Source organism: Streptomyces sp. NPDC053079, from assembly GCF_044546695.1.
Classification (GTDB): domain Bacteria; phylum Actinomycetota; class Actinomycetes; order Streptomycetales; family Streptomycetaceae; genus Streptomyces.
In genome coordinates this window covers 276524-300924 of sequence record NZ_JBITZJ010000009.1, presented here as the reverse complement: position 1 = coordinate 300924, position 24401 = coordinate 276524, and the positions used below count along the sequence as shown (strand labels likewise).

General features: G+C 73.3%; 19 protein-coding genes. 10 read left to right on the top strand and 9 right to left on the bottom strand.

Features of this window, described 5'->3' with window-relative positions; translation table 11 throughout:
* Nucleotides 1-9 precede the first annotated feature (9 nt).
* Entirely contained in the window at nt 10-465 is a 456-nt protein-coding gene (locus tag ACIGXW_RS31225; protein WP_071966776.1) for a carboxymuconolactone decarboxylase family protein, read from the top strand.
* 26 nt (nt 466-491) lie between these two features.
* Here ACIGXW_RS31225 and ACIGXW_RS31220 read toward each other — a convergent pair whose 3' ends face one another.
* On the bottom strand, nt 492-1478 hold the full coding sequence (locus ACIGXW_RS31220; protein ID WP_399576408.1) for a GlxA family transcriptional regulator: 987 nt from the start codon (nt 1476-1478) through the stop codon (nt 492-494).
* Between the two features lie 211 nt (nt 1479-1689).
* Here ACIGXW_RS31220 and ACIGXW_RS31215 point away from each other — a divergent pair, with 211 nt between their 5' ends.
* A complete protein-coding gene (locus ACIGXW_RS31215) occupies nt 1690-2892 on the top strand; it encodes a PP2C family protein-serine/threonine phosphatase (protein ID WP_399576267.1) in 1203 nt (400 codons plus the stop codon).
* Here the strand turns inward: ACIGXW_RS31215 and ACIGXW_RS31210 are convergent.
* The 3 genes from ACIGXW_RS31210 to ACIGXW_RS31200 all read right to left on the bottom strand — a co-directional run bounded on the left by ACIGXW_RS31210 (nt 2799) and on the right by ACIGXW_RS31200 (nt 6257).
* Nucleotides 2799-4406, bottom strand: coding sequence for an alpha/beta hydrolase (locus ACIGXW_RS31210; RefSeq protein WP_399576266.1), 1608 nt, complete (start codon nt 4404-4406; stop codon nt 2799-2801). The genes ACIGXW_RS31215 and ACIGXW_RS31210 overlap by 94 nt on opposite strands.
* 146 nt (nt 4407-4552) lie before the next feature.
* Nucleotides 4553-5536, bottom strand: a complete 984-nt coding sequence (locus ACIGXW_RS31205) for an NAD-dependent epimerase/dehydratase family protein (protein ID WP_399576265.1) — start codon at nt 5534-5536, stop codon at nt 4553-4555.
* Between the two features lie 82 nt (nt 5537-5618).
* Nucleotides 5619-6257 (bottom strand): TetR/AcrR family transcriptional regulator, encoded by a 639-nt coding sequence (locus ACIGXW_RS31200; protein WP_399576264.1) that lies wholly within the window; start codon nt 6255-6257, stop codon nt 5619-5621.
* A 99-nt stretch (nt 6258-6356) separates the two neighbouring features.
* Between ACIGXW_RS31200 and ACIGXW_RS31195 the strand changes: the two genes are divergently transcribed.
* The 5 genes from ACIGXW_RS31195 to ACIGXW_RS31175 all read left to right on the top strand — a co-directional run bounded on the left by ACIGXW_RS31195 (nt 6357) and on the right by ACIGXW_RS31175 (nt 14013).
* A complete protein-coding gene (locus ACIGXW_RS31195; protein WP_071966780.1) occupies nt 6357-7004 on the top strand; it encodes a DUF5701 family protein in 648 nt (215 codons plus the stop codon).
* Nucleotides 7005-7088: 84 nt separating this feature from the next.
* Nucleotides 7089-7595: a GNAT family N-acetyltransferase gene (locus tag ACIGXW_RS31190; RefSeq protein WP_399576262.1), complete on the top strand. Its 507-nt coding sequence runs from the start codon at nt 7089-7091 to the stop codon at nt 7593-7595.
* Between the two features lie 118 nt (nt 7596-7713).
* Nucleotides 7714-11250: a hypothetical protein gene (locus ACIGXW_RS31185; RefSeq protein WP_399576260.1), complete on the top strand. Its 3537-nt coding sequence runs from the start codon at nt 7714-7716 to the stop codon at nt 11248-11250.
* Between the two features lie 221 nt (nt 11251-11471).
* Nucleotides 11472-12950 carry an FAD/NAD(P)-binding protein gene (locus ACIGXW_RS31180; RefSeq protein WP_399576259.1) on the top strand — a complete coding sequence of 493 codons (1479 nt, stop codon included), beginning with the start codon at nt 11472-11474 and terminating at the stop codon, nt 12948-12950.
* 115 nt (nt 12951-13065) lie between these two features.
* Complete coding sequence (locus ACIGXW_RS31175) at nt 13066-14013, top strand: oxidoreductase (protein ID WP_399576257.1); 948 nt, start codon at nt 13066-13068, stop codon at nt 14011-14013.
* 20 nt (nt 14014-14033) lie between these two features.
* Here ACIGXW_RS31175 and ACIGXW_RS31170 read toward each other — a convergent pair whose 3' ends face one another.
* Genes ACIGXW_RS31170 through ACIGXW_RS31160 form a run of 3 tightly spaced genes read right to left on the bottom strand, consistent with a single transcriptional unit; the run spans nt 14034 to nt 16588 of the window.
* Entirely contained in the window at nt 14034-14696 is a 663-nt protein-coding gene (locus tag ACIGXW_RS31170) for a methionine ABC transporter permease (protein ID WP_399576256.1), read from the bottom strand.
* Nucleotides 14693-15706 carry an ATP-binding cassette domain-containing protein gene (locus ACIGXW_RS31165; protein WP_071966793.1) on the bottom strand — a complete coding sequence of 338 codons (1014 nt, stop codon included), beginning with the start codon at nt 15704-15706 and terminating at the stop codon, nt 14693-14695. Before ACIGXW_RS31165 ends, ACIGXW_RS31170 begins: the two co-directional genes overlap by 4 nt.
* A gap of 3 nt (nt 15707-15709) precedes the next feature.
* The gene (locus tag ACIGXW_RS31160) at nt 15710-16588 is read right to left on the bottom strand and encodes a MetQ/NlpA family ABC transporter substrate-binding protein (RefSeq protein ID WP_399576255.1); all 879 of its coding nucleotides are present in this window, start codon (nt 16586-16588) and stop codon (nt 15710-15712) included.
* A gap of 184 nt (nt 16589-16772) precedes the next feature.
* Between ACIGXW_RS31160 and ACIGXW_RS31155 the strand changes: the two genes are divergently transcribed.
* Nucleotides 16773-17735: a 2OG-Fe(II) oxygenase gene (locus ACIGXW_RS31155; protein ID WP_143170499.1), complete on the top strand. Its 963-nt coding sequence runs from the start codon at nt 16773-16775 to the stop codon at nt 17733-17735.
* A gap of 29 nt (nt 17736-17764) precedes the next feature.
* Here the strand turns inward: ACIGXW_RS31155 and ACIGXW_RS31150 are convergent, their stop codons facing one another.
* Nucleotides 17765-18451 carry a response regulator gene (locus tag ACIGXW_RS31150; RefSeq protein WP_399576254.1) on the bottom strand — a complete coding sequence of 229 codons (687 nt, stop codon included), beginning with the start codon at nt 18449-18451 and terminating at the stop codon, nt 17765-17767.
* Nucleotides 18444-20510: an ATP-binding protein gene (locus ACIGXW_RS31145; RefSeq protein WP_399576253.1), complete on the bottom strand. Its 2067-nt coding sequence runs from the start codon at nt 20508-20510 to the stop codon at nt 18444-18446. Before ACIGXW_RS31145 ends, ACIGXW_RS31150 begins: the two co-directional genes overlap by 8 nt.
* 243 nt (nt 20511-20753) lie before the next feature.
* Here ACIGXW_RS31145 and ACIGXW_RS31140 point away from each other — a divergent pair, with 243 nt between their 5' ends.
* A complete protein-coding gene (locus tag ACIGXW_RS31140; RefSeq protein WP_399576252.1) occupies nt 20754-21815 on the top strand; it encodes a radical SAM protein in 1062 nt (353 codons plus the stop codon).
* 41 nt (nt 21816-21856) lie between these two features.
* Nucleotides 21857-24394: a class III lanthionine synthetase LanKC gene (gene lanKC, locus ACIGXW_RS31135; protein WP_399576251.1), complete on the top strand. Its 2538-nt coding sequence runs from the start codon at nt 21857-21859 to the stop codon at nt 24392-24394.
* Nucleotides 24395-24401 lie beyond the last annotated feature (7 nt).

Genomic DNA, 24401 nt, shown 5'->3' with positions numbered 1-24401 from the left:
GTTCTGATCATGACGACGACACAGCACGCACAGCGCATGAACTTCACCAAGGCCGCCCCCAAGGTCTTCAAGGCCATGATCGCCCTCAGCGCGGCCGCGACGGCCGATCTGGACCCGGCCCTCGTGGAGCTGGTCCAGATCCGGGCCTCGCAGCTCAACCACTGCGCCTACTGCCTGGACATGCACACCCGCGACGCCCGTGCGGCGGGCGAGAGCGAGGAGCGGATCCACCTCCTCAGCGCCTGGCGCGAGGCCGGCCTGTACACGGAGAAGGAGCAGGCGGCGCTCGACCTGACGGAGGCGGTGACCGTCCTGACCGACGGTTTCGTTCCCGACGAGGTGTACGAGCGCGCCGCCCGGCAGTTCGGGGAGGAGGAGCTGGCGCACCTGATCGCGCTCATCTTCACCATCAACGCCTGGAACCGGATCGCCGTCACCACGCGGAAGACCCCCGGCACGGAGTGATCCGGCCGCGGGGCCGGCGCCCGGCGTCAGCCCCGCCGGAACCGGTCGCGGTAGGCGGCCGGCGAGACGCCGGCTTCGCGCACGAACGCGCGCCGCATCGTCTCGACGGTGCCGAAGCCGCACTGTCCGGCGATGGTGTCGACGCTGTCGGGGGTGCTCTCCAGCAGGGCGCGGGCCGCGGCGACCCGGGCCCGTTCGACGTACGCGCCCGGACTGGTCCCCACCTGCTGGCTGAACACCCGGCTGAAGTGGCGCCGGCTCATGCCCAGCCGGGCGGCCAGCGCGGGCACCGACAGGTCGTCGGCGGGGTGGGCGTCGATGGCCTCGACGAGCTCGCGCAGGGCGCCGCCGAGCGGCGGCTCGCCGCGGGTCCAGGTGCTGAACTGGGACTGGCCGCCCGGCCGCTGCATGAAGACCACCAGGAACTTCGCGACGGCCCGGGCCAGTTCGGGGCCGTAGTCGTCCTCCAGCAGGGAGAGGGTGAGGTCGATGCCCGCGGTCACCCCGGCCGAGGTGACGACGGTGCCGTCCCGGACGTAGATGGCGTCGGGCTGCACGGTGACCGCCGGGTAGCCGGCGGCCAGTTCGGAGCAGAACGCCCAGTGCGTCGTGGCGCGGCGCCCGTCGAGGAGGCCCGCCTCGGCCAGGACGAACGCGCCGGTGCACACCGAGCCCGTGCGCCGGGCCCCGGCGGAGAGCCGCCGCACGTGCCGGACCAGTTCGCGGTCGGCGGCCGCCTCGGCGTACCCCCGGCCCCCGGCCACCATGAGCGTGTCCGGGGGCTTGCGCACGCGCGCGAGGTCCGCCGAGACGCCCAGGTGGGCGTCGGCCGAGGTGGCCACGGACCGGCCGCCCAGCGAGGCCAGGCGCACCCGGTAGCCGGCCCCGTCCCCGCCCTCGCAGACAGCCCGGCCGAAGACGTCCAAGGGGCCTGCGACGTCCAGCAATTGCACTCCGTCGTACACGACGATCAGCACGTCGCGCGTCTCCACCTTGCCGCTCACAGTGGCCATCATCGGCGACCCGTCGGCGCCGCACCGCCGAAGGGGGCGGCGATCACCTTTATGGAGTAATGTCCTTTTTTCTGGGCATAAGACGGTTTACGCCACGTCGACCGGCCGCCACCGCCGGCATATGGACCTTCCATCCCACGATCCGACGTGCCGCGCCACTCGGCCGGTCCGCTTGCGGCCGGACGAGTGCCGCCTAGGGTGGGAAACCACCATGAAGCGAGACCAAGGTCGCGAGAGGCCGCCCGAGGTACCCCCGCTCCCCCGCAGCGCGCGCCTGCTCGTCGTGGCCGCCTACGCCCTGCTGACGATCGCCGTGGTGGTGGACCTGGCGACCAACCCCCAGCTGACCTTCTCCCCCGTCCTCGCCACCGCCCCCGCGCTCGCCAGCATCGGCGGCACCCGGCGCGCCCGGGTCCCCCTGACGGTGGGCCTGATCGCCCTCGCGTTCGTCCCGCTCCTCGGCATCGCCGACACCGGTGTGCCGTTCGCCGTGCACCTCACCGCGGGCGCCACCGTGCTGACCCTCACCTGCGTCAGCACCGCCAACGTCGTCCTCGTCTCGACCCGCGAGCGCGAACTGCTGCACTCGCGCTCGGTCGCGGAGGCGGCGCAGCGCACCCTGCTGCGCCCGCTCCCGGAGCGGATCGACGGGCTGCGGGTGGCGGTGCGCTACCTCGCGGCCGCCGCCGAGGCCCGGGTGGGCGGCGACCTGTACGAGGTGCTGGCCACCCCCTACGGGACGCGGCTGATCGTGGGCGATGTGCGGGGCAAGGGGCTGTCGGCCATCGAGACCGCGGCCGATGTGCTCGGGACCTTCCGGGAGGCCGCGCAGGTCGAACCGGAGCTGCGCACGGTGGCCCGGCGGCTCGACGCCACCGTGCTGCGGCGCCGGTCCGGCGAGGAGTTCGTCACGGCCGTCCTGCTGGGGGTGCCGGAGGCCGACGGTCCGACGGAGCTGGTGAACTGCGGCCATCTGCCGCCGCTGCTGTGGCGGGCGGGCGTGGTGAGCGAGGTGGAGACGCCGGTGCCCGACCCGCCGCTGGCGCTGCGGGACCTGGCCGCCGGCCCGTACCACTTCCTGCACTTCGCCTTCGCGCCGGGCGACCTGCTGGTGCTGTACACCGACGGGGTGACCGAGGCCCGTGACGCCTCCGGCCGGTTCTATCCGCTGGCCGAGCGCCTGGCCACGATGCCGGAGCTGGCCCCGGACCCGCTGGTGGACCGGCTGGTGGCCGACCTGCGCGCGTACACGGGCGGGGCGCTGTCCGACGACGCCGCGCTGCTGGTCGTACGCCGCGAGCGGCGCCGCTCGTCCGCGCCTCAGGCGCTGCACTCCGCCTTCGTCGGCGGCAGCCTGCCCCCGACGAGGAACTCGTCCACGGCCCGGTCCGTGCAGCCCGAGCCGCTGGCGTAGGCGGAGTGGCCGGTCCCGCCGCGGACGACGAGGGAGGCGGTGCGAAGGTTCCTGCGCACGGCCTCGGCGTTGCTCAGCGGGGTCGCCGGGTCGACGGCCCAGGAGACCAGGACCATGGCCGGGGCGCCGGGGGCGGTAAGGGGCTCGGCCCGGCCGGTGGGGGCGAGGGGCCAGGCGGCGCAGTGGAACATGGCGGCGGCCACGGTGGCGCCGAACAGCGGTGACGTCCTCTCGAACTCACCGAGGTCGGCCAGGAGTTCGGCGGCGCTGCGGGGGCCCGGCTTGTCGAGGCAGTCGACGGCGTTGCGGGCCATGGTCGGGTCCACGGGAGCCCGGTTGCCGGAGGCCGCCTTGTTCGACTTGTCCGAGCCCTCCGATGTCTGCGTCTGCACCTGGACCTGTTCCACGGCGAGGGCGATGAGCGCGCCCGGCCGGCCCGCCATCGCCTCGACCAGCGCCCGGGTCAGGTCCGGCCACCGGTCGGACTGGTAGAGCGGCGCCCTGATGCCCTGGACCGCCAGCCCGGTGGTGAGCCTGCCGCCCTCGGGCGCGGGCACCGGGTGGGCGTCCAGGTCCCGTACGAACGCGGTGGTCCTGGCGACGATCTCCTCGGACGTCCCGCCGAGGGGGCAGTGCAGGGCGGCGCAGGCGCGTGCGTAGCTGGCGAAGCTGTCGTCGAGGGACTTGACGTCGTTGCGGGCGGTCTGGGTCTGGTCGGTGGCGGGGTCCACGACGCCGTCGAGGACGAAGCGGCCCACGCGGCCGGGGAAGAGGTGGGCGTAGTGCTGGCCGATGTAGGTGCCGTAGGAGATGCCGAGGTAGTGCAGCCGGCTCTCGCCGAGGGCGGCGCGCAGCACGTCCAGGTCGCGGGCGACGCTGACGGTGTCCATGTGGGCCAGCAGCGCGCCGCTCGCCTTGCGGCAGTTCTCGCCCTGCTCGGCGGCCGCCCTGAACTCGGCGTCCACCTCTTCGCGGGTCCGCGGGATGAGGTCGCCGCCCGCACCCTGGGGGCACTTCAGCGGTGCCGAGCGCCCGATGCCGCGCGGGTCGAAACCGACCAGGTCGTAACGGTCCATCACACGGGCGGTGGCTTCGAACACACCGCCCGCGACCATGGCGGCGCCCGCCTCCCCCGGCCCGCCGGGGTTGAAGACGAGCGACCCGAGGCGCTGCGCCCCCGCGGCCCGTACGCGCGCCACGCGGAGCCTGATGATCTGCTCGCCGGGCGCGCCGTAGTCGACGGGCACGGTGAGCCAGGAGCAGTCCGCGTCCCGCCGCAGGGTGGCGCCGGCCCGCCCGGCGTCCTCGGCGGAACAGGCCTCCCAGGCCAGCTGCTGCCCGGCGATGACGGCCGGCAGCTCGGGCACGCCCCGTTGCTGCGGGTCGCGCGGTGCCGAGGAAGCGGGAACGGGCGAGGCCCGGCTCCCCCGCTCGCCCCCGCCCGCGACGCATCCGCCGGCCACGAGAACCAGAACGGCGACCACCACCCCGACCGCGCCGGCCCGCTCCCGCATCGCCTCACACCCTCCGGATTCCCCGGCCCCAAGTCCACCGGCCCCCGGCGCGGGGCGCAGCCGGAGGGGGGCCGTCGGGGTGAGGCGCCCGCGGGCGGGGGTGCCGGGCAGCGGGCCACCGGGGTCGGCGGCCCGCCGCTCCGTTCTCAGGCGCCCAGCACCTTCGCCTCCGTCTGCGGGTCCAGCCCGACGGCGGGGCGGTCGCCGCGCTGCGGTGGCACTCCGCCGAGCCGCTCGAGCCAGGACCAGGTGTCGGCCACCGTCTCCTCGACCGGGCGGCAGCGCAGGCCGGCGGCGAACGCCTTGTCCACGCCGCCCTGGTGCAGGGTCTCGTGCAGCTCGCCCGGCGGCACCCAGACCGGCAGCTGCAGCCACGGCTCGATGCCGGCCTCCAGGATCTTCTCCGGGGCGGTCCAGCGCAGCTCGGCGCCTCCTCCCGTGACGCGGACGCACGCCTCCAGCAGTTCGCCCATCGTGGCGTGCCCGGGGCGGCTGATGAGGTTGTACGGGCCGCCGAGGCTGCGGGCAGCGGCGTCCAGGGTCCAGGAGGCGAGGTCACGGACGTCGATGTACTGCAGGGCCAGGTCGCGGGGGCCCGGCGCGAGGACGGGGCCGCCGCGGGCCATCCGCAGGAGCCACCAGGGCAGACGTCCTATGTTCTCCCACGGGCCGAGGATCAGCCCCGCCCGCACCAGCAGCGCCCGCTCGCCGAAGGCTTCGGCGGCCGCGAGCTCGCCGCCCCGCTTGGCCTGCGGATACTCCACATCGCCCGCGTCGGGCGAGCCGTCCACGAGAGGCGCGCTCTCGCCGATCCCGGCCGCGCGGGGGTGGCGGTACACCGACCCGCTGGAGACGTACGCATAGTGCCCGGCGCGTCCGGCCAGCAACCGGGCCGCGTCCCGTACGGCCGACGGTTCGGCCGACCAGGTGTCGACGACGATGTCCCACTCACCCCGCGCGAGGGCGGCCAGGCCGTCCTGCGCCCTGCGGTCGCCGTGCAGCGCGACGGTCCCCGCCGGCGCCGGGTGGTGGCCGCGGTGGAAGACCGTCACCTCCCAACCGCGCGCCAGCGCCTCTTCGGTGACGGCTCGTCCCACGAATTCCGTTCCGCCCAGCATCAGGAGTCTCATGACGGCGACTCTGCCCTCTGTCGGCCGCGACGGGAACCGCCGCATGCTCTCAGCGGAATCGCCCACGGCTGAAGCGCCGTGCTCATCTCACGGCGTAGTCGGCGAGCGGGCCGCCCGCCAGCATGGCGAAGACACGGTCGGCCGAGACGGCCACCGTTTCGGCGATCCGCTCATTGCCGTGACCGGCGAGGGTCAGCTCCAGGATCTGCTGGAACAGCACCCGGTGGGCGCCGCCCAGCTGGGCCGCCGCCGCGCGGGGGGTGATGTCGTCCGGGGCGGCTCCGGTCTCCGCGGCGAGGAGACCGGCGAGCGCCGCCTCGCGTTGGTCGTGCATGTCGCGCAGGCGGGCCAGCAAGGTGGGGCTGTCCGCGATCATCCGGGCGAACACCTCCCCCGAGAACCCGATCACCGGGTCGCACCGCTCCACCCCGTCGAGGAACGCGCGGCGCAGCGCCGCGAGCGCCGACTCCCCCTCGGCGCGTCCGGCGACGGTCCGGGCCAGGCCCGCGACGAACTCCTCGTGGCGGTCGAAGGCCAGGTCCTCCTTGCGGGGGAAGTAGTTGGTCACCGTCTTCTTGGCCACCCTGGCGGCCGCGGCGATCTCGGCGATCGTCGTCGGCTCGAAGCCGTTCTCGATGAACAGCCTGGTCGCGTGGTCGGAGATCAGCTGCCTGGTCTCCTGCTTCTTGGACTCGCGGAGCCCCATCGGTTCGACATCCATGAGCAAATCTTACCCCCGACGTAAGTTTGCGCTTGACGGTCTCGCTCGCCTCGGGCTAAGTTTACGTCCGTCGCAAAATTCCCCGCAGGAAGGCCTCACATGACCGCATTCGACGCCGGCACGGAGTTCGACCGTCAGGTTCAGACGCTGGTCGACCGGGGCTACCCGGCTCTCGCCGGCATCACGGAGAGCGCGTTCCGCGACGTCCTCGCCCCGCTGCGCGAGCCCGTCCTCGCGCGGGCGGCGGCGTCGGCGCCGCCGGCCGAGGGCCGGGTGCCGTTCCTGCTGGTGGTCACCAGGGCGCTCGTACCCCTGGAGGCGTCGGTCCCGTCGACCACGCTCGCCGGCAAGAAGGCCCCGGGGGTCATCGAGCGCTTCTACGCCCCGGGCGAGCTGGAGCGGTTCGTCTCGCTCGAGGAACTGGCGCTCCCCGCAGGGGAGGCGTACGTCGTCTTCGACGTCGAGCGGGGCGAGGAGTTCTGCGACGTCGTGCCCCTGGACGCCCTGGCGGCCGTCGCGGAGCGCGGCCGCACCCCGCTCACGATGGAGGAGGGCATAGCGTTCATCACCCAGTACCCCCAGGCGCTGGCCAAGAACAAGTGCTTCTCCCTCGCCGGCACCCGCTTCGGGGACCGCCGGGTCCCCGCCCTGTGGATCAGCAAGGGCGCCCCGAAGCTGGGGTGGTGCTGGGAAGGCAACCCGCACACCTGGCTGGGCATGGCCTCGGCCGGCGGCCGGAGCAGCTGAACCGCGCCGCGGGCGGCGGCCGGCCGCGGCACCGGCCGCCGCCCCGCCCGGTGGGCGCTCACGCCCGCCGAGGACAATGGGCCCATGCGCATCCGAGCAGTCCGCACCGACGAGTTGACCCTCCTTCAGGACATCGAAAGGGCCGCCGGGAGGTGTTTCCACGACATCGGCATGCCGGAGATCGCCGAGGACGAGCCGCTCCCGGCCGGGGAACTCGCCCGCTACCAGCGGACCGGCCTGGCCTGGGTCGCGGCCTGCGGGGCCGACGCCCCGGTGGCCTACCTCATCGCGGACCACGTCGACGGCAACCTCCACGTCGAGCAGGTGTCGGTCCACCCGGACCGTGCCCGCCGCGGCATCGGCCGTTCCCTGCTGGACCACCTGGCACAGCACGCGCGCGCCGCCGGAGTCCCCGCCCTGACCCTCACCACGTTCACAGACGTCCCCTGGAACGCGCCGTACTACGCGCGCTGCGGCTTCCGCCCGCTCGACGACAGCGCGCTCGGCCCGGGCCTTCGGGAGGTCCGACGGCAGGAAGCCGCGCACGGCCTGGACCGGTGGCCCCGGGTGTGCATGCGCCGGGACCTGTGACACCACCGGCCGTGCGCCGTCGCGCGCAGGGATGATCCGTTCCCGGCGGTGACTGCCGGGGCCCGGTGGAGGGGAAGCCTGGGAGGACATCCAGCGCAAATCCCCCCGGGAGAACCTCATGGAGACCGCCACCCCGCCTGCCCCGCCGTCCACCGCCCGTCCGCCCGCGCTTCCGCTCAAGGTCGGGGTCAGCGAGGTGCTGGGCCAGGACGTCGTCATGGCGGCCGGCATCCACGTCGACGAGCTGAGCCCCGCGCCCCTCGCCGTGTTCCACAACCCCTTCACGCGGGCGGACGAGACGCTGGTGGTGAGCCGGGCCTCGACCGCCACGGCCCTGCTGCACGTCCACCCCGACCCCGGTACGGCGACGGGCTGGCAGGCGACCGAGGTCTTCGCCTCGTACACGCCCACCGAGGTCGTCACCACCGCCGGAACCGACCGGGAGGGCAAGCCGTACATCCAGTGCTACTTCATCAGCGACGCCCGGGCGTTCCGCTCCGTGCTGAACAGCGACGGCAGGACGTGGGGCGAGGTGCATCCGATCGACACCCCCGGCGCGCGGCTGCGCGGGCTGAAGCTCTCGCACGCCACGGGGAAGCGGCACGGCGACTCCTACCCCCTGCACTCCCTCGTCGCCTCGGGGACGGAGACGGGGTCGGGCTGGATCCTCTCCACGGCGCCGCACTCCGTGTGGACGCGCCTGGACGAGAACGCGCAGATCACCCGGGTGGGCGTCAAGCACTGGGTCTCGGCGGCCGCCGTCGGCGGAAAGCTCGTCGTCAACTGCGGCGACATCGGCACGTCCCGCGAGGAGTTCGGCAAAGAGGTGCCCGGGCATCCGGCGGTACGCCGTGTGGTGGCCGCCTACGGAGACCCCGAGCGGGCGGCCTTCCTGATCCTCCACCAGGACGGGACGCTGCACCTGTGGCACTGCGACCACCAAGGCAGGCCGGCAGGGAGCCGCCCCGTCGGGGAGATGTCGTTCCGTACCGCGGTCGCGCACCTGTGCCGCAACCACCCGGACCGGCCCGGTCCCGTCCGCTGGGACGTCTACGGCATCGACGACGACCGCACCCTGTGGTCCCTGCGTCAGGACCCGGTGCGCCCGCTCGACGACGGGCTGCCGCGCTGGCTGCCGCCGACTCCCCTCGACCGGAACATCGCGGGGGTCGCCGCCTCCGTCGAACCGGTCGACACCCCGACGCTCTTCTCCTACGTCAAGGGCAAGCGCGGCCTGCGCATGGAGACACAGGACGCCCGCACCGGCATGTGGCACGAGCACGACGTCCGCGCACCGCGGCTGCAGGCGTACGAGATCACGCAGTACCGCGTCGAGGCCGTCGTCACCGACGCCAAGGGCCTGCCCGTACAGGACTACCCGATGACGCTGAGGGTGACGGCGAACGCCTCCGACTGCCCGGTGTCGCACCAGGGCCGCATGCTGACGGTCTCCCGTGACGGCGTGACCCTGCGCACCGACGGCTTCGGCAGGATCGCCATCGGCGTGCCGCCCAACGGCCTTGGGGCCTCCTCGCTGGAGCTGACCGCCGCCGACCTGCCGGCCCCGGTGCCCGTCCAGCCGGGCCGGGCCGTCCACACCTACCTGTCCGGGACGGGCACGCTGCGCGAGACCGACCCGGGCGGCGCCCTCGAGCCGTTCGACAAGCACGGCAAGACCCTGGGCGCGGCCACGGCCCGCAAGGGCGGCGCCCTGGCGCCGCGCGCCGCGAACGAGTCCTTCCTGGCCTCGGTGGCCGCCCAGGCGATCCGGCACACCGCGCTCATCGGCATGGGACAGCCGCTGCCCGACGGTGCCAAGGCCATCCGCTTCAGCCTGGAGCCGGCCGCCCCCAAGGGCGCGCGGACGGCGGCCGCGTCCCACCAGTTCGTGCTGCTGCGGACCGAGGAGGAGGTCGCCCGGCACGTCGAGGAGGTCAGCCGCAAGGGCGAGGCGACCGCGTACGGCTGGCTGGGCGACGCCTGGAACGGGATCAAGCACGTTTACAACGAGGCCGTGGACGGGGTCAAGCACCTGGCGGAAGAGGCTCGGCAGAAGCTCCGTCAGCTCGGCGGCGACCTGTTGCGCGCGGCGAAGAACGGCCTGATCGAGATCGACCACGCGGTCATGACCGGCGTCCACCAGCTCTCCACCCTGGCGATCCGCATCGGCAACTCGATCATCGGCGGACTCAAGATGGTGCTCCACGGCCTGGAGCAGGCCGCGCAGTTCGTCGTGAACGTCTTCCACAAGATCGAGGCCTTCGTCGAAGAGGTCATCGCCTGGCTGAAGGCCTTCTTCGACTTCCCGGCGATCTGGCGCACGAAGATGGCCTTCCAGAAGTCGATGCACGAGGCGGTCCCCGAGGCCAGAAAGGTCGTCGCCACCCTGCGCGGCCAGGGCGACGCCGTGTTCGGGCGCTTCAAGAAGGACGCGCACACGGCCTTCGCTCAGCTGAGGCGGGACGGGGCGGGCAAGAAGATCGCCGAGCTGCCCCACTGGCAGAAGGGATCGCAGGGCTCGGCGGGCGGCAAGGTGAGCACGTCCGGCGTGTCCCACAACGCCCAGCACAACTGGCTGCAGAACCACATGGGCGCGAACTCCGTCTTCTTCCCGGAGTCGGCGTTCGACCTGAGCGCGGCCGTCCATCCCGCCCCCTGGAAGGCACTCGCCGAGGCCGTCAAGAGGTCGGGCCAGGAGTTCAGCAAGGGGCTCCAGTCCTTCGCGGAGGGCAGCGTCGACCTGATCAAGGATCCGGGGTCGCTGAAGACCTACGCGGCGGTCGAACTCCTCGACGGCGTCGAGAAACTCGTCGACGGCGCACTCGACCTGGGCGACGCGATCGTCCTCGCCCTCCTCGACGTCGTGGACGCGGCCCTCGACGCGGTCGGCTCGATGCTCGACAAGGAGCTGGAGCTGGGCCCGGTCAACACCCTCTGGGCGTGGGCGGCGAAGCTCGCCGGATACGGCGACGACGACAAACTCACCCTCGGCTCCCTGGCCGCCCTCATCGGCGCGTTCCCCGTCACCCTCGTCTACAAGCTGATCAACGGCGCGGACAGCGAACCCTGTGCCGCCGGCCATGAGGAGGCCGGCGACACGGCGGACGGCGTGTCCTGGGGCTACCAGCTGGCCACCGGCATCCTGCAGATCGTCAACGGCGTCCTCAACTCGATCAACGACCTCGGCCACGAGAAGACCCCCAAGTGGCTCGGCATCGTGACCCTCGGGCTCACCGCCGTCACCTATCTGACGGCAAGCGCGTTCCAGCTGACCCCGCTGGAGGGCATCATCGCCGGCCCGTCCGTCGCCTTCGTGTACTCGCTGCTGATCTCCTGCTTCAGCACGGGCGACATCCTCGACTTCCTGGAGCTCGTGGCGCCCCTCGCCGAGACGGCCCTCGGCGTCGCGGGGGTCACCATGGCCATCATCCAGCTGGTCAACCAGCAGATCGACCAGGAGACCTTCGCCCAGGGGCTGCTGCTCGGCGTCCCGGGGGTCTGTGGGCTCGTCATGCTCCAGCGCGTTCTCGACGGGCCGGCCGGCCCGTACGCCCGCGCCTTCAAGTCGGCGGTCGACCTGCTCGGCAACGGCGCGGGAGGCGGCCTGCAGATCGACCTGGCGCTGAAGTCGAAGCCGCTGGCGGCACCGGCGTAGGAGACGACGGCCCGGCGGGGGCGGAGCCGTGCTCCGCCCCCGCCGGGCCGGGCGCCGCCGGCGCTTCCCGGCACGCGCGCATGGGCAGGGTCAGCTACGGAAGGAAGGTGCTGCCCATGGCCCCCACGGCCCCCAGGAATCCCGGCGGACCCCTCAGACCCGCCCTGCCTGCCGACGCTCCCTCACACGCGGCCCCGCCCTCGCGGCATCACGGGCAGGACGTGGTGATCGTGGGCGCCGGTGTCGCCGGGACCAGCGTCTTCGTCCACCTGGTCCGCGCGCTCTCCCGCAGGGCCGCGGATCCGGCCCGTACGGTCCGCTCGATCCTCGTCGTGGACCCGCGCCCGGTCGGCTGGGGGCTGGCCTTCGGGGACGGCGACCCCCTGCTGCTGTGCAACAGCGCGGCCGAGGTCAACTCCCTCCTCGCCGACGACCACGCCGACTTCGTCGGCTATCTGCGCGAGCACGGCTGGAGTGGGACCGCGCAGGACTGCGTCCCCCGGGCCCGGATGGCCGCCTACTGCCGGGACCGCCACGCCGGGGCACGGGCGGCCGCGAAGGCGCTCGGCATCGAGGTGCGCGAGGTGCGGGCGGACGCCGAGTCGGTCGGCGCACCGACGAACGGACGCCACCGGGTGCGGCTCGGCACGGGACAGGAACTGGCGGCCGACGCGGTCGTCATCTGCACGGGCGTCCGCCGGCCCCGCGTCCCCGAGGGCTTCGCCGGCCTCACCGCCCACCCGCGCTACCTGGACAGCCCCTATCCCTCCGACCGCCTCCGCGAGGAGCTGCGCCCGCACAGCCGGGTGCTGGTCCTCGGCACCCGCCAGTCGGCCATCGACGCGGCCCTGCTGCTGTGCCGCGACGGCCACCGGGCCGTCATGACCTCTCCCTCGGGCCGGCTGCCCTCCGTACGGCTGTCGCTGGGCGCGCCCCCGCGCGACCTCCCGCCGGTGGAGCGCATCGCCCGCCTCGACCCGGCGGACCCCTGCCTGGAGGAGAAGGTGCTGCGCGCCGCGGTGGAGGCGGTCCGTCTGCTGAGCCGGCGCCCGCTGCGCCGGCAGACGTCCACGGCCCCCGACCCCGTCCAGCGCCTGCGGGAGGAGACGGCCCTGGTCGAAGCGGGCGTCTGCCACTGGCCCGGCGTCGTCGTGCCTCTGCTCGAAGCGGCCATCGCACTCGGCCCCACCCTGCCGGCGGCGCGCCGCCACGCCCTGATGGAGCGCTTCTCCTGGTTCACGGGCTATTACGCCACGGCCATGACGGTCGTCAACGCCCGGCGGCTCCTCGCCCACTTCGCCACCGGTGCGCTGCGGCTGGCCCACCCCTACCCCCGGGCCGTCGCCTTCGACGGCGACGCCTGGCGGGTGGAGTGGCCCGGGCCGGCCGGCGTACCAGAGCGCTTCGACCACGTGGTCAATGGCACCGGCTTCCACCAGCCGGCGCTCCACTGGTCCCCCGACGGCGAAACGCTGCAGCTGACGCGGGCCGTGGACGGCGCCGGGGCCGTGGACCATCTGGAGGCCGACCTGCGGGTGCGCCGCCGGCCCGGGGCGCCGCCGGAACGCGTCTGGGTGGCCGGCGTGGGCACGCACGTACGGATCCCCTTCTCCAACCACCTGCGCAACGTGGCCCGGCAGGCCCGCCAGGTCGCGGAGGAGATCGCCGGGCGGCGGCCGGAAGGGACGGCCGGCGGGTGAGCCGCCGGCTCCCCTGCCCGTCCCACCCTTCCCGCCGGGCGCGCCTTCCGCCGGATGGTCGTCCGGTCGGCGGACAATACGCTCGTCCGTACGCGACCGGCCGCCGAGGAGTCGCATGCACGACAGCTGGACCACCGACTGGACCACCGACGACATGCCGAGCCAGGAGGGCCGGCTGGCCGTCGTCACCGGAGCGAACAGCGGCATCGGGTACGTCACCGCCCGTGAACTGGCGCGGGCCGGCGTCGAGGTCGTCGTCACCGGCAGGGACGCGGGCCGGGCCCGCGACGCCGCCGAGCGGCTGGCCGGGGAGGTGACCGGCGCCCGGGTCCGGCCCGATCTGCTCGACCTGGCCGACCTGGCGTCCGTCACCGGCTTCGCCCACCGCATGGAGCACGGCGGGCGGCCGGTCGACCTGCTCGTCAACAACGCCGGCGTGATGGCCGTCCCGCGGCGGCGCACCACCCGCGACGGCCTCGAACTCACCGTCGGCATCAATCACCTGGGCCACTTCGCCCTCACCGGCAGGCTGCTCCCCCTGCTCCTGCGGGCCCCCGCGCCCCGGGTGGTGACCGTCGGCTCGGCCATGGCCCGCCGTCCGCCGGCCGACCTCTCCGACCTGCAGAGCACCCGCAGGTACCGGCCCCTGGCCGCCTACGCCAAGTCCAAGCTCGCCGTCGTGCTGTTCGCCCTGGAGCTGCAGCGTCGCGCCGACACAGCCGGAGCACGTCTGACCAGCGTGGTCGTGCACCCGGGCGTCAGCATGACGGGACTGCAGCGACACCTCGCGCGGCCGGTGCGGGCGCTGGGCCGGCTGGCGCTGGACCGGGTCGTCGGCCAGAGTGCCGAGCAGGCGGCGCTGCCGTCGCTGTACGCGGCCACGGCCGGCGACGTCGTCCCCGGCGGCTTCTACGGGCCCACCGGCCGCTTCGAGGCGCGCGGCGCCCCCGGCCCGGTGGAGCTGCCCGCACCGGCCGGGGACGCCGCGCTGGCCCACAGCCTCTGGGACATCTCCGAGACCCTCACCCGGGTGCGCTACCGCTGGCCCGCCTCGCCGCCGTGACGCCCGGTGCGGCGTCGGTCTCATCTGCGCAGCACCTTGCGTGCGAGGACGTTGCCCAGCAGCTGGGCGGCCTGGACGAGGACGACGAGCACCGCGACCGTCACCACCATCACGGAGGTGTCGAAGCGCAGATAGCCGTACGTCATCGCGAGGTTGCCCACTCCGCCGCCGCCCACGGTCCCGGCGACGGCCGAGAAGTCGATGAGCGCGACGAGCAGGAAGGTGAAGCCCAGGATCAGCGGGCCGAGGGCCTCCGGGACCAGCACGGTGACGATGATGCGCACCGGTCCGCTGCCCATCGACCGCGCGGCCTCGATCACCCCGGGCTCGACGGAGAGCAGATTGCTCTCGACGATCCGGGCGACGCCGAAGGTGGCGACGACCACCATCGGGAAGACGGCCGCCTCGGTGCCGATCATCGTGCCGACCACGCTCCGGGTCACCGGGGACAGCGCGACGATGGCGATGATGAACGGGACCGGCCGGACGATGTTGATGAGGGTGTTCAGCACGGCGAACAGCGCCCGGTTGGGCAGGATGCCGCCCTTGCGGGTGGCGTAGAGCGCGAGGCCGAGGGCCATGCCGAGGACCGCCGAGAGGGCCAGGGTGACCAGCACCATGTAGACCGTCTCGCCGGTGGCGTCGACGACCTTGACCCAGAATTCGTTCCAGTCGACCTTCACCGGGTTCCCGCTTTCTCCAGGCCGGACAGGCGCTCGAGGACGGCGTCGACGTCCGCGTCCGTGCCGCGCAGTTCGAGGGTGACGCTGCCGAGGGGACGGTCCTGGACCTCCGCGACGCCCGCGTGGGCGATCGTGAAGTCGACCGCGTGCTCGCGCAGCAGCCGCGACAACTCGTGGCCGCCGGCCGCGTCCCCGCTGACGGGCACGGTCACCAGCCGGCCGCCGTGCCGGGCCCGCAGCCGGTCCAGGGCCGGGCCGTCGGGCCGGTCGTGGAGGGCGGAACGGACGAAGGACTCGGTGGTGGGGTGCCGGGGCCGGGAGAAGACGTCGTAGACACCGCCGCTCTCCACGACCTTGCCGTCGGCCATCACGGCCACCGAGTCGCACAGGGAGCGGACGACGTCCATCTCATGGGTGATCAGGACGATCGTCACGCCCAGCTCGCTGTTGACCCGGCGCAGCAGGGCCAGCACCTCCTGGGTGGTCTGCGGGTCCAGGGCGGAGGTCGCCTCGTCGCACAGCAGGACGCCGGGCGAGGTGGCCAGGGCGCGGGCGATGCCGACGCGTTGGCGCTGGCCGCCGGAGAGCTGCTCGGGGTAGCGGCGGGCCTGCTGTTCCAGGCCGACGAAGCGCAGGGCCTCCTCGGCGCGTTCGCGGGCCTCGGCCCGGGAGAGCCCGGACTGTCCGAGCGGATAGCGGACGTTGCCGAGGACGGTGCGCGAGCGGAAGAGGTTGAACTGCTGGAAGACCATGCCGATCGACCTGCGCACCACGCGCCGCTGTCGCTCGCCGAGGGTGCCGAGGTCCCGGCCGTCCACCAGGACGCTGCCGGAGGTGGGGGTCTCCAGGTAGTTGATCAGCCGTAGCAGGGTGCTCTTGCCCGCGCCGCTGTGGCCGACGACGCCGAAGACGCTGCCGCGCTCCACGGTCAGGCTGACGCCGTCCACCGCGCGGAAGTCCTCTCCCCCGGCGTGGGGGAAGGTCTTGGTGACGTCACGGAGTTCGATCATGTTTCAGCCCCGGTCCTGCCGCGTGAGGCGGTCGAGTTCCCCGGCCAGCTCGGCCTGGGGGACGTCCAGGACGTACCGGGCGCCGTGCGCCGACTTCCTCACGGCCTCCTGCACCGTCGCGGAGCGGTAGATCTCGACGATCTTCCGGACGTTCTCGGTGTCCTTGTCCTTCGCCCGGGCGGCGATGACGTTGACGTACGGGCGGGCGGCGGCGCTCTCGGGGTCGTCGTGGAAGACCGCCTGAGAGGTGCTGTAGCCGGCCTGTTCGGCGACGCCGGCGTTGATGACGGAGGCGGCGGTGTCCTTCAGGGCGCGCGGGGTCTGCTGGGCGTCGACGGGGGTGATCTTCAGGTGCCGGGGGTTGGCGGTGATGTCCTCGGGCGTGCCGTGGATGCCGGCCTTCGCCTTGAGCTCGATCAGCTTGGCCTGCTGCAGGACGAGCAGGGCGCGGCCCTGGTTGGAGGGGTCGTTGGGGATGGCGATCCGGGCCCCGTCGGGGAGGTCCGCCACCTTCTTGTGCTTGAGCGAGTACAGGCCCATGGGCGCCACGGAGGTGGAGGCGACCGGCACGATGTCGGTGTGGTTGCGGGCGTTGAACTGGCTGAGGAAGGCCAGGTGCTGGAAGGCGTTGAGTTCGATGTCGCCGTCGGCCAGGGCCCTGTTGGGCAGCTGGTAGTCGTCGAAGTTGACGATTTTGACGTCGATGCCCGCCTTCTTCGCCTCCTTGGCGAGTACGTCCCACTCCGGGTCGGCGCCGTTGACGCCGATGCGTACCCGGTGGCCGTCGGCCGCGTCGGACGCCCCGCAGGCCGACAGCGACAGCGCGAGGGCGGCGACCGCGGACACGGCCGCGAAGCGACGGCGGGACAGGGAGAGTTTCATGACCGGCTCATTCCAGGAAGTGCAGAGAACGACGAATGCGTTCCGGGGATCGTAGGGTCGAAATGCAGATTCACCTGGGAATGAAAGGAATGGTTCATGATCTTGCAATAGACCGCAGGCAGGGCGCCCGGCGTGGCGGGAACCGGGCCTTGTGGGGCCGGGGTCCGGGCGTTGCAATCGGCTCATGACGATGGCACGGGAGAGAAGCGGCAGAAGCAGCGTCCTCAACCATCCGCGCATGGCCACCGGATTCGACCAGGTCGTCCACGCCCTGAGGGGCAGGAGGCCGCGCCGCCGGGCGGAGCTGCCGGGCGAGCCCCGCTGGCGCGGGGACTTCGTGGCGCCCGGCCCGCGGGGGCCACGGCTGCGGCTGCAGGACTTCGGCTACGCGGCCCACGAGCTCAACCACGGTTTCGGCACGGTGGACGACACCGCTCTCGTGGGACCCGTGCGGATCCTGACGCCGGAGGGCCTGGAGTGTCTGACCGAGGTGTGCGACCGGCTGGAGAGCTCCGCCGGCACCGCCCGGTTCATCACCACGCGCCGGGTGCGCAGCGCCGATCAGATGTCGGCGTTCATCAACAATATGATCCGCGACCGCGGCTTCCTCCTGGCCTGCTCGCGGCTGGCGGGGGTGCCGCTGATCCCGCATCCGCTGCGGATCCCCACCGTCCAGATCAACTACTTCGAGGCCGACGGCCGTTCGGACATCGTGAAGTGGCACCACGACGGCATGGACTACGTCCTGACCATCCAGCTCAACGGCTACGAGGACTACGACGGCGGGCGCTTCAGCTACTTCCAGGGCCGTGCGGATCAGTTCACGGGCGCCCGGGAGGGCGATCCGCGGATCAAGGAGGCGCCGTGCGGGGAGCGCGGGGCGGCGCTGTTCCTGCACGGGAGCCGGATCTTCCATGCCGTCTCCCCCGTGACCAGGGGGCGGCGGGTGACGGTGGTGGTCTCCTTCTTCTGCCCGTACTTCGCCCGGCAGGACTCCAACACGTTCTGGCACCTGGCCGCGGACGACGGCATTCCGGCCACGGTGCCGAACTGGCTGCGGCTGAAGTGGCCCGTGCGGGACCCGGCGATGGACTTCAGCCTGCGGGCGGGGAGCCCGGTCATCACGTGGGAGGACCTGCGCGAGTAGGTCCTCCCACTCCCCGGGGCCGTCGTGGATCAGCCGCCGCCCCGCGGCGCGTGCCGCAGGTACGCCAGGACCGCGCTCACCCGCCGGTGCAGCTGTGGTTCCTCCGCGAGGCCCAGCTTGGCGAAGGTGGAGTTGACGTGCTTCTCGATGGTCGACTCGGACAGCACGAGCGCCCCGGCGATCGCCCGGTTCGTCTTGCCCTCGGCCATGTGCCGCAGCACGTCCAGCTCCCGCCGCGTCAGGGCCGCCAGGGGCGCGTCCGCGGCGCGGGTGTGGCTGCCCATGAGCACCTCGACGATGCGGGGGTCGACGACGGAGCGCCCCGCGGCGACCTCGCGCAGGGCCCGCAGCAGCTCGTCCAGTTCGCCGATGCGTTCCTTGAGCAGATAGGCCAGGCCGTCGGTCCCGCGCTGGAAGAGGTCGAAGGCGTAGTTCTCGTCGGCGTGCTGGGAGAGCATGACGACGCCGATGCCCGGGTGGCGGGCGCGGATGGCGTGGGCGGCGGCGATGCCCTCGGTGTGATGGCTGGGGGGCATGCGGATGTCGGCGATGACGGCCTCGGGGCGCAGTTCCCCGACGGCGTCGAGGAGTTCGGCGGCGTCGCCGACGGCCGAGACGACGTGGACGTCGCCGGTGTCCTCCAGCAGCCGGCGCGTGCCCTCGCGCACCAGGTAGTGGTCCTCGGCGATGACCACGCGCATCGGTTCCTCAGTCACAGATCTCCTCCCGCACCCGCTCGGCCAGCCTGGAACGGATCGTGGTGCCGCCGCCGGAGCGGCTGGTGATCCTCAGATCGCCGCCGACCGCCTCGATCCTGTCGCGCATCCCCGTCAGCCCCGAGCCCCGGGTGGTGGCGGTGGGGAAGCCCACGCCGTCGTCGGCGACCTCCACCACGAGCCAGCCCTCGCGGCGCGCTATGCGGATCGTCACATGGGTGGCGTCGGCGTGCTTGAGGACGTTGGTGAGGGCTTCCGAGACGAGGTAGAACGCGGACTCCTCGATGTCGAGGGCGAAGCGCACCCGGTCCAGGGACTCCTCGGTGTGCACGGTGACGGGGATCGGCATCCGCCGGGCCCGGGAGGTGACGGCGGCCACCAGGCCCTGGTCGGTGAGGACCGGCGGGTGGATGCCGTGGGCGACCTCGCGCAGTTCGTCGATGACGCGGTAGGCGTCGTCCTGGACCTCGGTCAGCACGGTGTGGATGTCGCCGCCGCGGCCGAGCCGGTTGCGGGCCAGGCGCAGCTTGGCGACCAGGGCGACGAGGTCCTGCTGGATGCCGTCGTGCAGCCGGCGTTCGATGCGCCGCCGCTCGCTGTCCTGGGCGTGCACGATGCGGGCGCGGGAGGCGTCGAGCTGACCGGCCTGGCGCTGCACCTCGTCGACGCGGGTGGACAGTTCGGCCGCGAGGCGCACGTTGTGGACGGCGAGGGCGGCCTGGCGGGCGAGGGTCTCCACCACGTCGTGGTCCTCGGGGGTGAAGCGGCCCTCGGTCTTGGGCCCGTACTCGATGAGGCCGAGGATGTCGTTGCCGTAGCAGACGGGGAAGCCGCTGCCGGATCTGTTCCGGGGGTCGGCGGGGATCTCCTCGCCGGCCGTTCCGACGTGGACGGGCAGATCGGCGCCGCCGAGCCGGACCCGGGCCCAGCGCAGGCCCAGGCCCTCCTGCAGGCCGGCAGCCAGCTGGGGCGCCAGCCGCTTGAGGTCATAGGCGTGTTCGAGGGCGCTGCCGAACTGGACGAGGAGTTCGAAGCTGCTGAGCCGGTCGCCGAACACCCGGCGTTCGGCGAGCTGGTTCAGCCGGGCCCGTACGGGCTGGAACAGGGCGGTCGCGGTGACCGCGACCAGCACGGACAGGCCGATGGGGAAGTACTGGCCCGCGGTCAGCCCGAGCGTCATCGCCATGCCCAGGTACCAGCCGCTGATGATCAGCCACAGGGTGCCGTAGACGACCGAGCGGCGGATGACGATGTCGACGCCCAGGAGGCGGTAGCGCAGCGCGGCGTAGACGACGGACAGCGAGATCAGCACGTACGGCAGGGCCCCGAGGGCGGAGCCGATGAGGTAGAGGATCCCGGACTCGCCGTGCCAGGGGCGGAACAGCCGGGAGGCGGCCCGGCCCAGGAAGAGGACGGCGGCCGTCGCTCCGATGGGCAGCAGCGCGGCGATGTCGCGTTCCCCGGCGGCGCGGGCGCGCAGGCAGCGTACGACCAGCAGCGCGCCGCCCACCCCGGGCAGCCAGGCCTCGGGGTAGTAGAACACCGCGTACTCGACGATCCGGGTGGGCACGCCCGCGAGCGGCAGGACGACCGGCAGGACCAGCAGGACCCACAGCGAGCGCAGTACGGGGCGCTCGTAGCGGAAGCGGAAGCGGCCGTCGGGCAGCAGGGCCAGGAGGTGGGCGACGAGGAGGGAGACCGCGAGGTTGTCCCACTCCGTCGGCAGGACCACCAGGCAGGCCTCCAGCGAGGGCAGGCCGTTCTCCGGGGCGCTGAGGTCCCAGCCGAACCAGGTGGTCAGCAGGGCCGAGGTGTAGCGGATGCCGATGCTCACCGAGAGCGCGGTGCCGATCAGCAGCAGCCTGCGGGCGACGGGGCTGGCGGGGGCGTGCCACCACGCGAACAGGCCCGCGCAGTAACAGGGCAGTACGGCCCCCAGGATCCACGGCAGGGTGACGGTGTTGTTCCGCAGCAGAAACGCTCCGGTTGTCACGGCCCACAGCAGGCAGAGCCCGCCGAAGAACGCGGCGATCCGTATCGCCCGTTCGCTACCCCTCACGCCTGCCCCTCACGAACGACATTATCGACGGCTGTCGTCGCGGCGGTCCAGATGATGTCGCCGCGGGTCGTATCTGCCACGGGTCGTATAGCGGAAAACCTCTATGGAGATCGGAGGATTCCGGGATGTGCGCGGCGGGCCGGGTACGGCAGGCTCGGATTGTCTGCCATTTGCCCGGACTCCCCGCACGGCGGCCCGGACTGACGATCGATTGTGCGATTCACGGAAAGCCGAAAGGGAACCATGAGCGTGTCTTCCGGTCCCGAGGTGGTCGTCTGGGACACCACCTATGCCTGTCCCCTGCGCTGCTCGCACTGCTATTCGGAGTCGGGCAGGCGGGCACCGCGGCAATTGAGCCACGAGGACATGTTGCGGGTGACCGACGCCCTGATCTCGCTGAATCCGCGTGTGGTCGCGCTCTCCGGTGGGGAGCCGCTCCTGGTCAAGGGGATCTTCGAGGTCGCCGGACGGCTGTCCCGGGCCGGGATCAAGACCGCCGTCTACACCAGCGGCTGGATCATGGAGCCCTGGATGGCGACCGAGCTCGCGAAGGTCTTCGACGAGGTCATCGTGAGCCTGGACGGCGCGACGGCGCAGGTGCACGACCGGATCAGGGGCCGGCGCGGCTCCTTCGACCGGGCGCTGAGCGCGCTGACGCTGCTCGACGGCGTGGCCCGGGAGCGCAGGCGGCTGAGGCAGTCGCCGCTGTGGTTCGGCATCGACTGCGTCGTCGTGCGGAGCAATTTCCCGCAACTGGAGGAATTCTGCACGGCCATCGCCCCGCGCTTCGGCGAATTGCGGAGCCTGACCTTCAATGCGGCCGTTCCCGAAGGGCTGGCCAGCCGGCCGGAATTCGGCCACTTCGAGCTTCTCGACGACGAGCAGGTAAGGCAGTTGACGAGCGAGCGGCAGCGCGCCCGGCTCCAGGGTCTGGCGCCGGAGGGAGTGAAGATCTTCGCCACCGACAATCAGAATCTCGTCATGCGCCCGGACCGTTTCGCAAGTGGCGTCGACAGTCTGGTGATGCAGATCGAACCGGACGGTGCCGTACGGGCGTTGCCGGTCTACGAAGGGACCGTGGGAAATATCCTCGACGAATCCCCGCTGGATCTCTGGTATCGCGGGGTGTCACGGCTGCGCGACCCGTTCGTCGTGGAGACCCTTTCCGCCGTGCGGACCATGCAGGACTGGGCGGAGGCGGTCCGGCGGATGGATTATCACTTCGGTTCGCAGGAGGTGCGGTCCCGGATCGACCGCCGCTCGGTGCGGACGAATCCGCCGGAGTTCACCGCCCTCGCCCTGTGACCCGGTGACCGACCGGAGTCCTCGCCCGAAAGGCACGCGCCGTGCTGACGCTCAAGGACTACGACCGCTTCGCCCTCGCCGACCCCGTCTTCTACGACACGCCCGAGCGCTACCCCGACGGGCACGAACGGCTCGCCGCGGCCCGCCGGCCGCCCCCGCAGGGCTGGGAGCGCGGCGAGAGCGGCTGGTGGATCACCCTGCGCCCGCCGGGGTCCGGGCCGCCCGCGCAGGGCTGGCGGATCCATGTCTCGGTGACGCCGGACCGGCTGGCGCGGGCTGTGGACATCGTCTGGGGCCACTGCGTCCGGGCGGGGCTCGCCTTCGACTTCCTGCGCAGTCCGGCCACGGCACGCGAGTCGGCCGGCCGCCGCGCGCAGCGGCTGCCCGGCCGCCACCCCGTCACCGTCCACGCGGGCGACGAGGCCGCCCTGTACCGGGCCCTGGGCGAGCTCGCCGTGCTGCTCGACGGGCTGGCGGGCCCGTACCTCCTGGGCTCCCTGCGGCACGGCCCGGGCCCGCTCCACGTCCGCTACGCCGCCCCCGACGGCGGGCCGCTGACGCGGCCGGACGGCGCGCTCGAACCCGAGCCGCGCCGGGCGGTGTTCACCCTGCCCGACTGGGTGCGGCTGCCCGAGGTGCTGCGCCCCGACCTCCAGGCGCTGCACGCCCCGCCCGCCGGCGCCTTCCCCTACCGGGCCGAGCGCGCGCTGGGCCTGGGCCACGGCGGCGGCACGTACCTCGCGACCGACACCCGCACCGGCGAGCGGGTGGTGCTGCGCGAGGCCCGGCCCCACGCGGGGCTCGACCGGCGGGGCGAGGACGCCGTCGCCCGCCTCGGCGCACGGCGGGCCGCCCTGGAGCGGCTGGCCGGCCTGGCGTGCGTGCCGCGCCTGGCCGACCACCGCACGCGCGGCGAACACCACTTCCTCGCCGAGGAGTACGTCGAGGGCACCTGTCTGCTGCGGGCCGCCTCGGCCGCCTTCCCGCTGACGTCCCACGAGCGCGCCGTACGGGAGGCCGGCCCCTACACCGCATGGGCCCTGGGCATCGTGGAGAGCGTCGGAGAGGCGCTGGACACCCTGCACGACAGGGGGCTGCGCCTGGGCGAACTGCGCCCGCAGGACGTCCTCGTACGCCCCGACGGCCGGGCGGTGCTCGTCGGCCTGGCGTCGGCGACGCACCTGGCCGACGACCGCCCACCGCCCGTGGGCGACGGCGACTTCGCGGTGCCCGCCGGCCTCACGGCCCGGGACGCGGCCCGGTATCTGCTCGAACGCCTGCGGCTGTGGCTGTTCCTGCCCCTGCCCTGCGTCGGACCGGGCAAGCCGCGCACGCTCGGGGCCGCCGTCGAAGCGCACTACCCGGTCCCGGCGGGCTTCACGGACCGCCTCCTGGCGGGGCTGTCCCCGTCCGGACCCCCGCGGCAGGACCTCGCGGGCGCGCTGCTGGCGGCCCGTACGCCCGACTGGCCCGCGATCCGGGATTCCCTGGTGCGTGGCATCCACGACAGCGCCACCCCCGGCCGCCACGACCGGCTCTTCCCCGGCACGCCCAGCGGGCCGGCCGACATCGGCGGGGCAGCGTTCGGCTACGGCGCCGCCGGCGTCCTGTACGCCCTGCACCGGGCCGGGGCGCCCGTCCCCGAGGCGTACACCGCCTGGCTGACCGGGGCGGCCCGGCAGGACGGCAACCGCCGGCCCGGTCTCTACGACGGTCTGCACGGCGTCGCGTTCACCCTCGACGTCCTCGGGCACCGCGCCCGGGCCCTGGAGGTCCTCGACTCCTGCCCCGCGTCGTGGGACCGGACGGCGCCCGCCGACCTGGCCGGCGGCCGCGCCGGAATCGCCCTGACGCTGCTGCACTTCGCGGCGGCGACCGGCCGGGCCGCCCTGCGCGAGAGGGCCCTGCACCTGGCCGCGGAGCTGGGCCGCGCCGTCGATGACGGTCCGTTGCCCGCCCTGCCGGGCAGACCCCCGCCGCACGGCCTGCTGCACGGCGCGACCGGAGTCGCCCTGCTGTTCCTGCGGGTGCACGACGAGACCGGCCGGGCGGCGTGGCTCGACCTCGCCGACCGGGCGCTGCGGCACGATCTGGACCGGCTGCGGACCCTGGAGGACGGCGCGGTCACGCTCTTCGACGGCACCGCCGGCCTGCCCTATCTGCACGGCGGCAGTGCCGGGGTCGCCCTCGTCCTGCGACAGCTGCTGCGGCACCGGCCCGAGACGGGCGGGGCCGCCCTGCTGGCCGGGATCCGGCGCACCTGCGACGCGGTGTACGTGCACAACGCCGGTCTGCTGCGGGGGCGGGCCGGTGCGATCGCCACGCTCGCGGCGCTGGGCGAACCGGCGGACCGGCCGGCCGTGCTCCGCCAGGTCCGGCGGCTGGCCTGGCACGCCCGCACGCACCGGGGCCACCTCGCGTTCCCCGGCTTCCGGATGCTGCGGCTCTCCTCGGACCTGGCCACCGGTGCCGCGGGCGTCCTGCTCGCCCTGAGTTCCGCGTTCGAGGGGAGCGGTCCCGTTCTTCCCTTCCTCGACCCGCGGCCCCCCGCCGTCCCGTCCGCCCCGGAAGGGAGGTGAACGACGT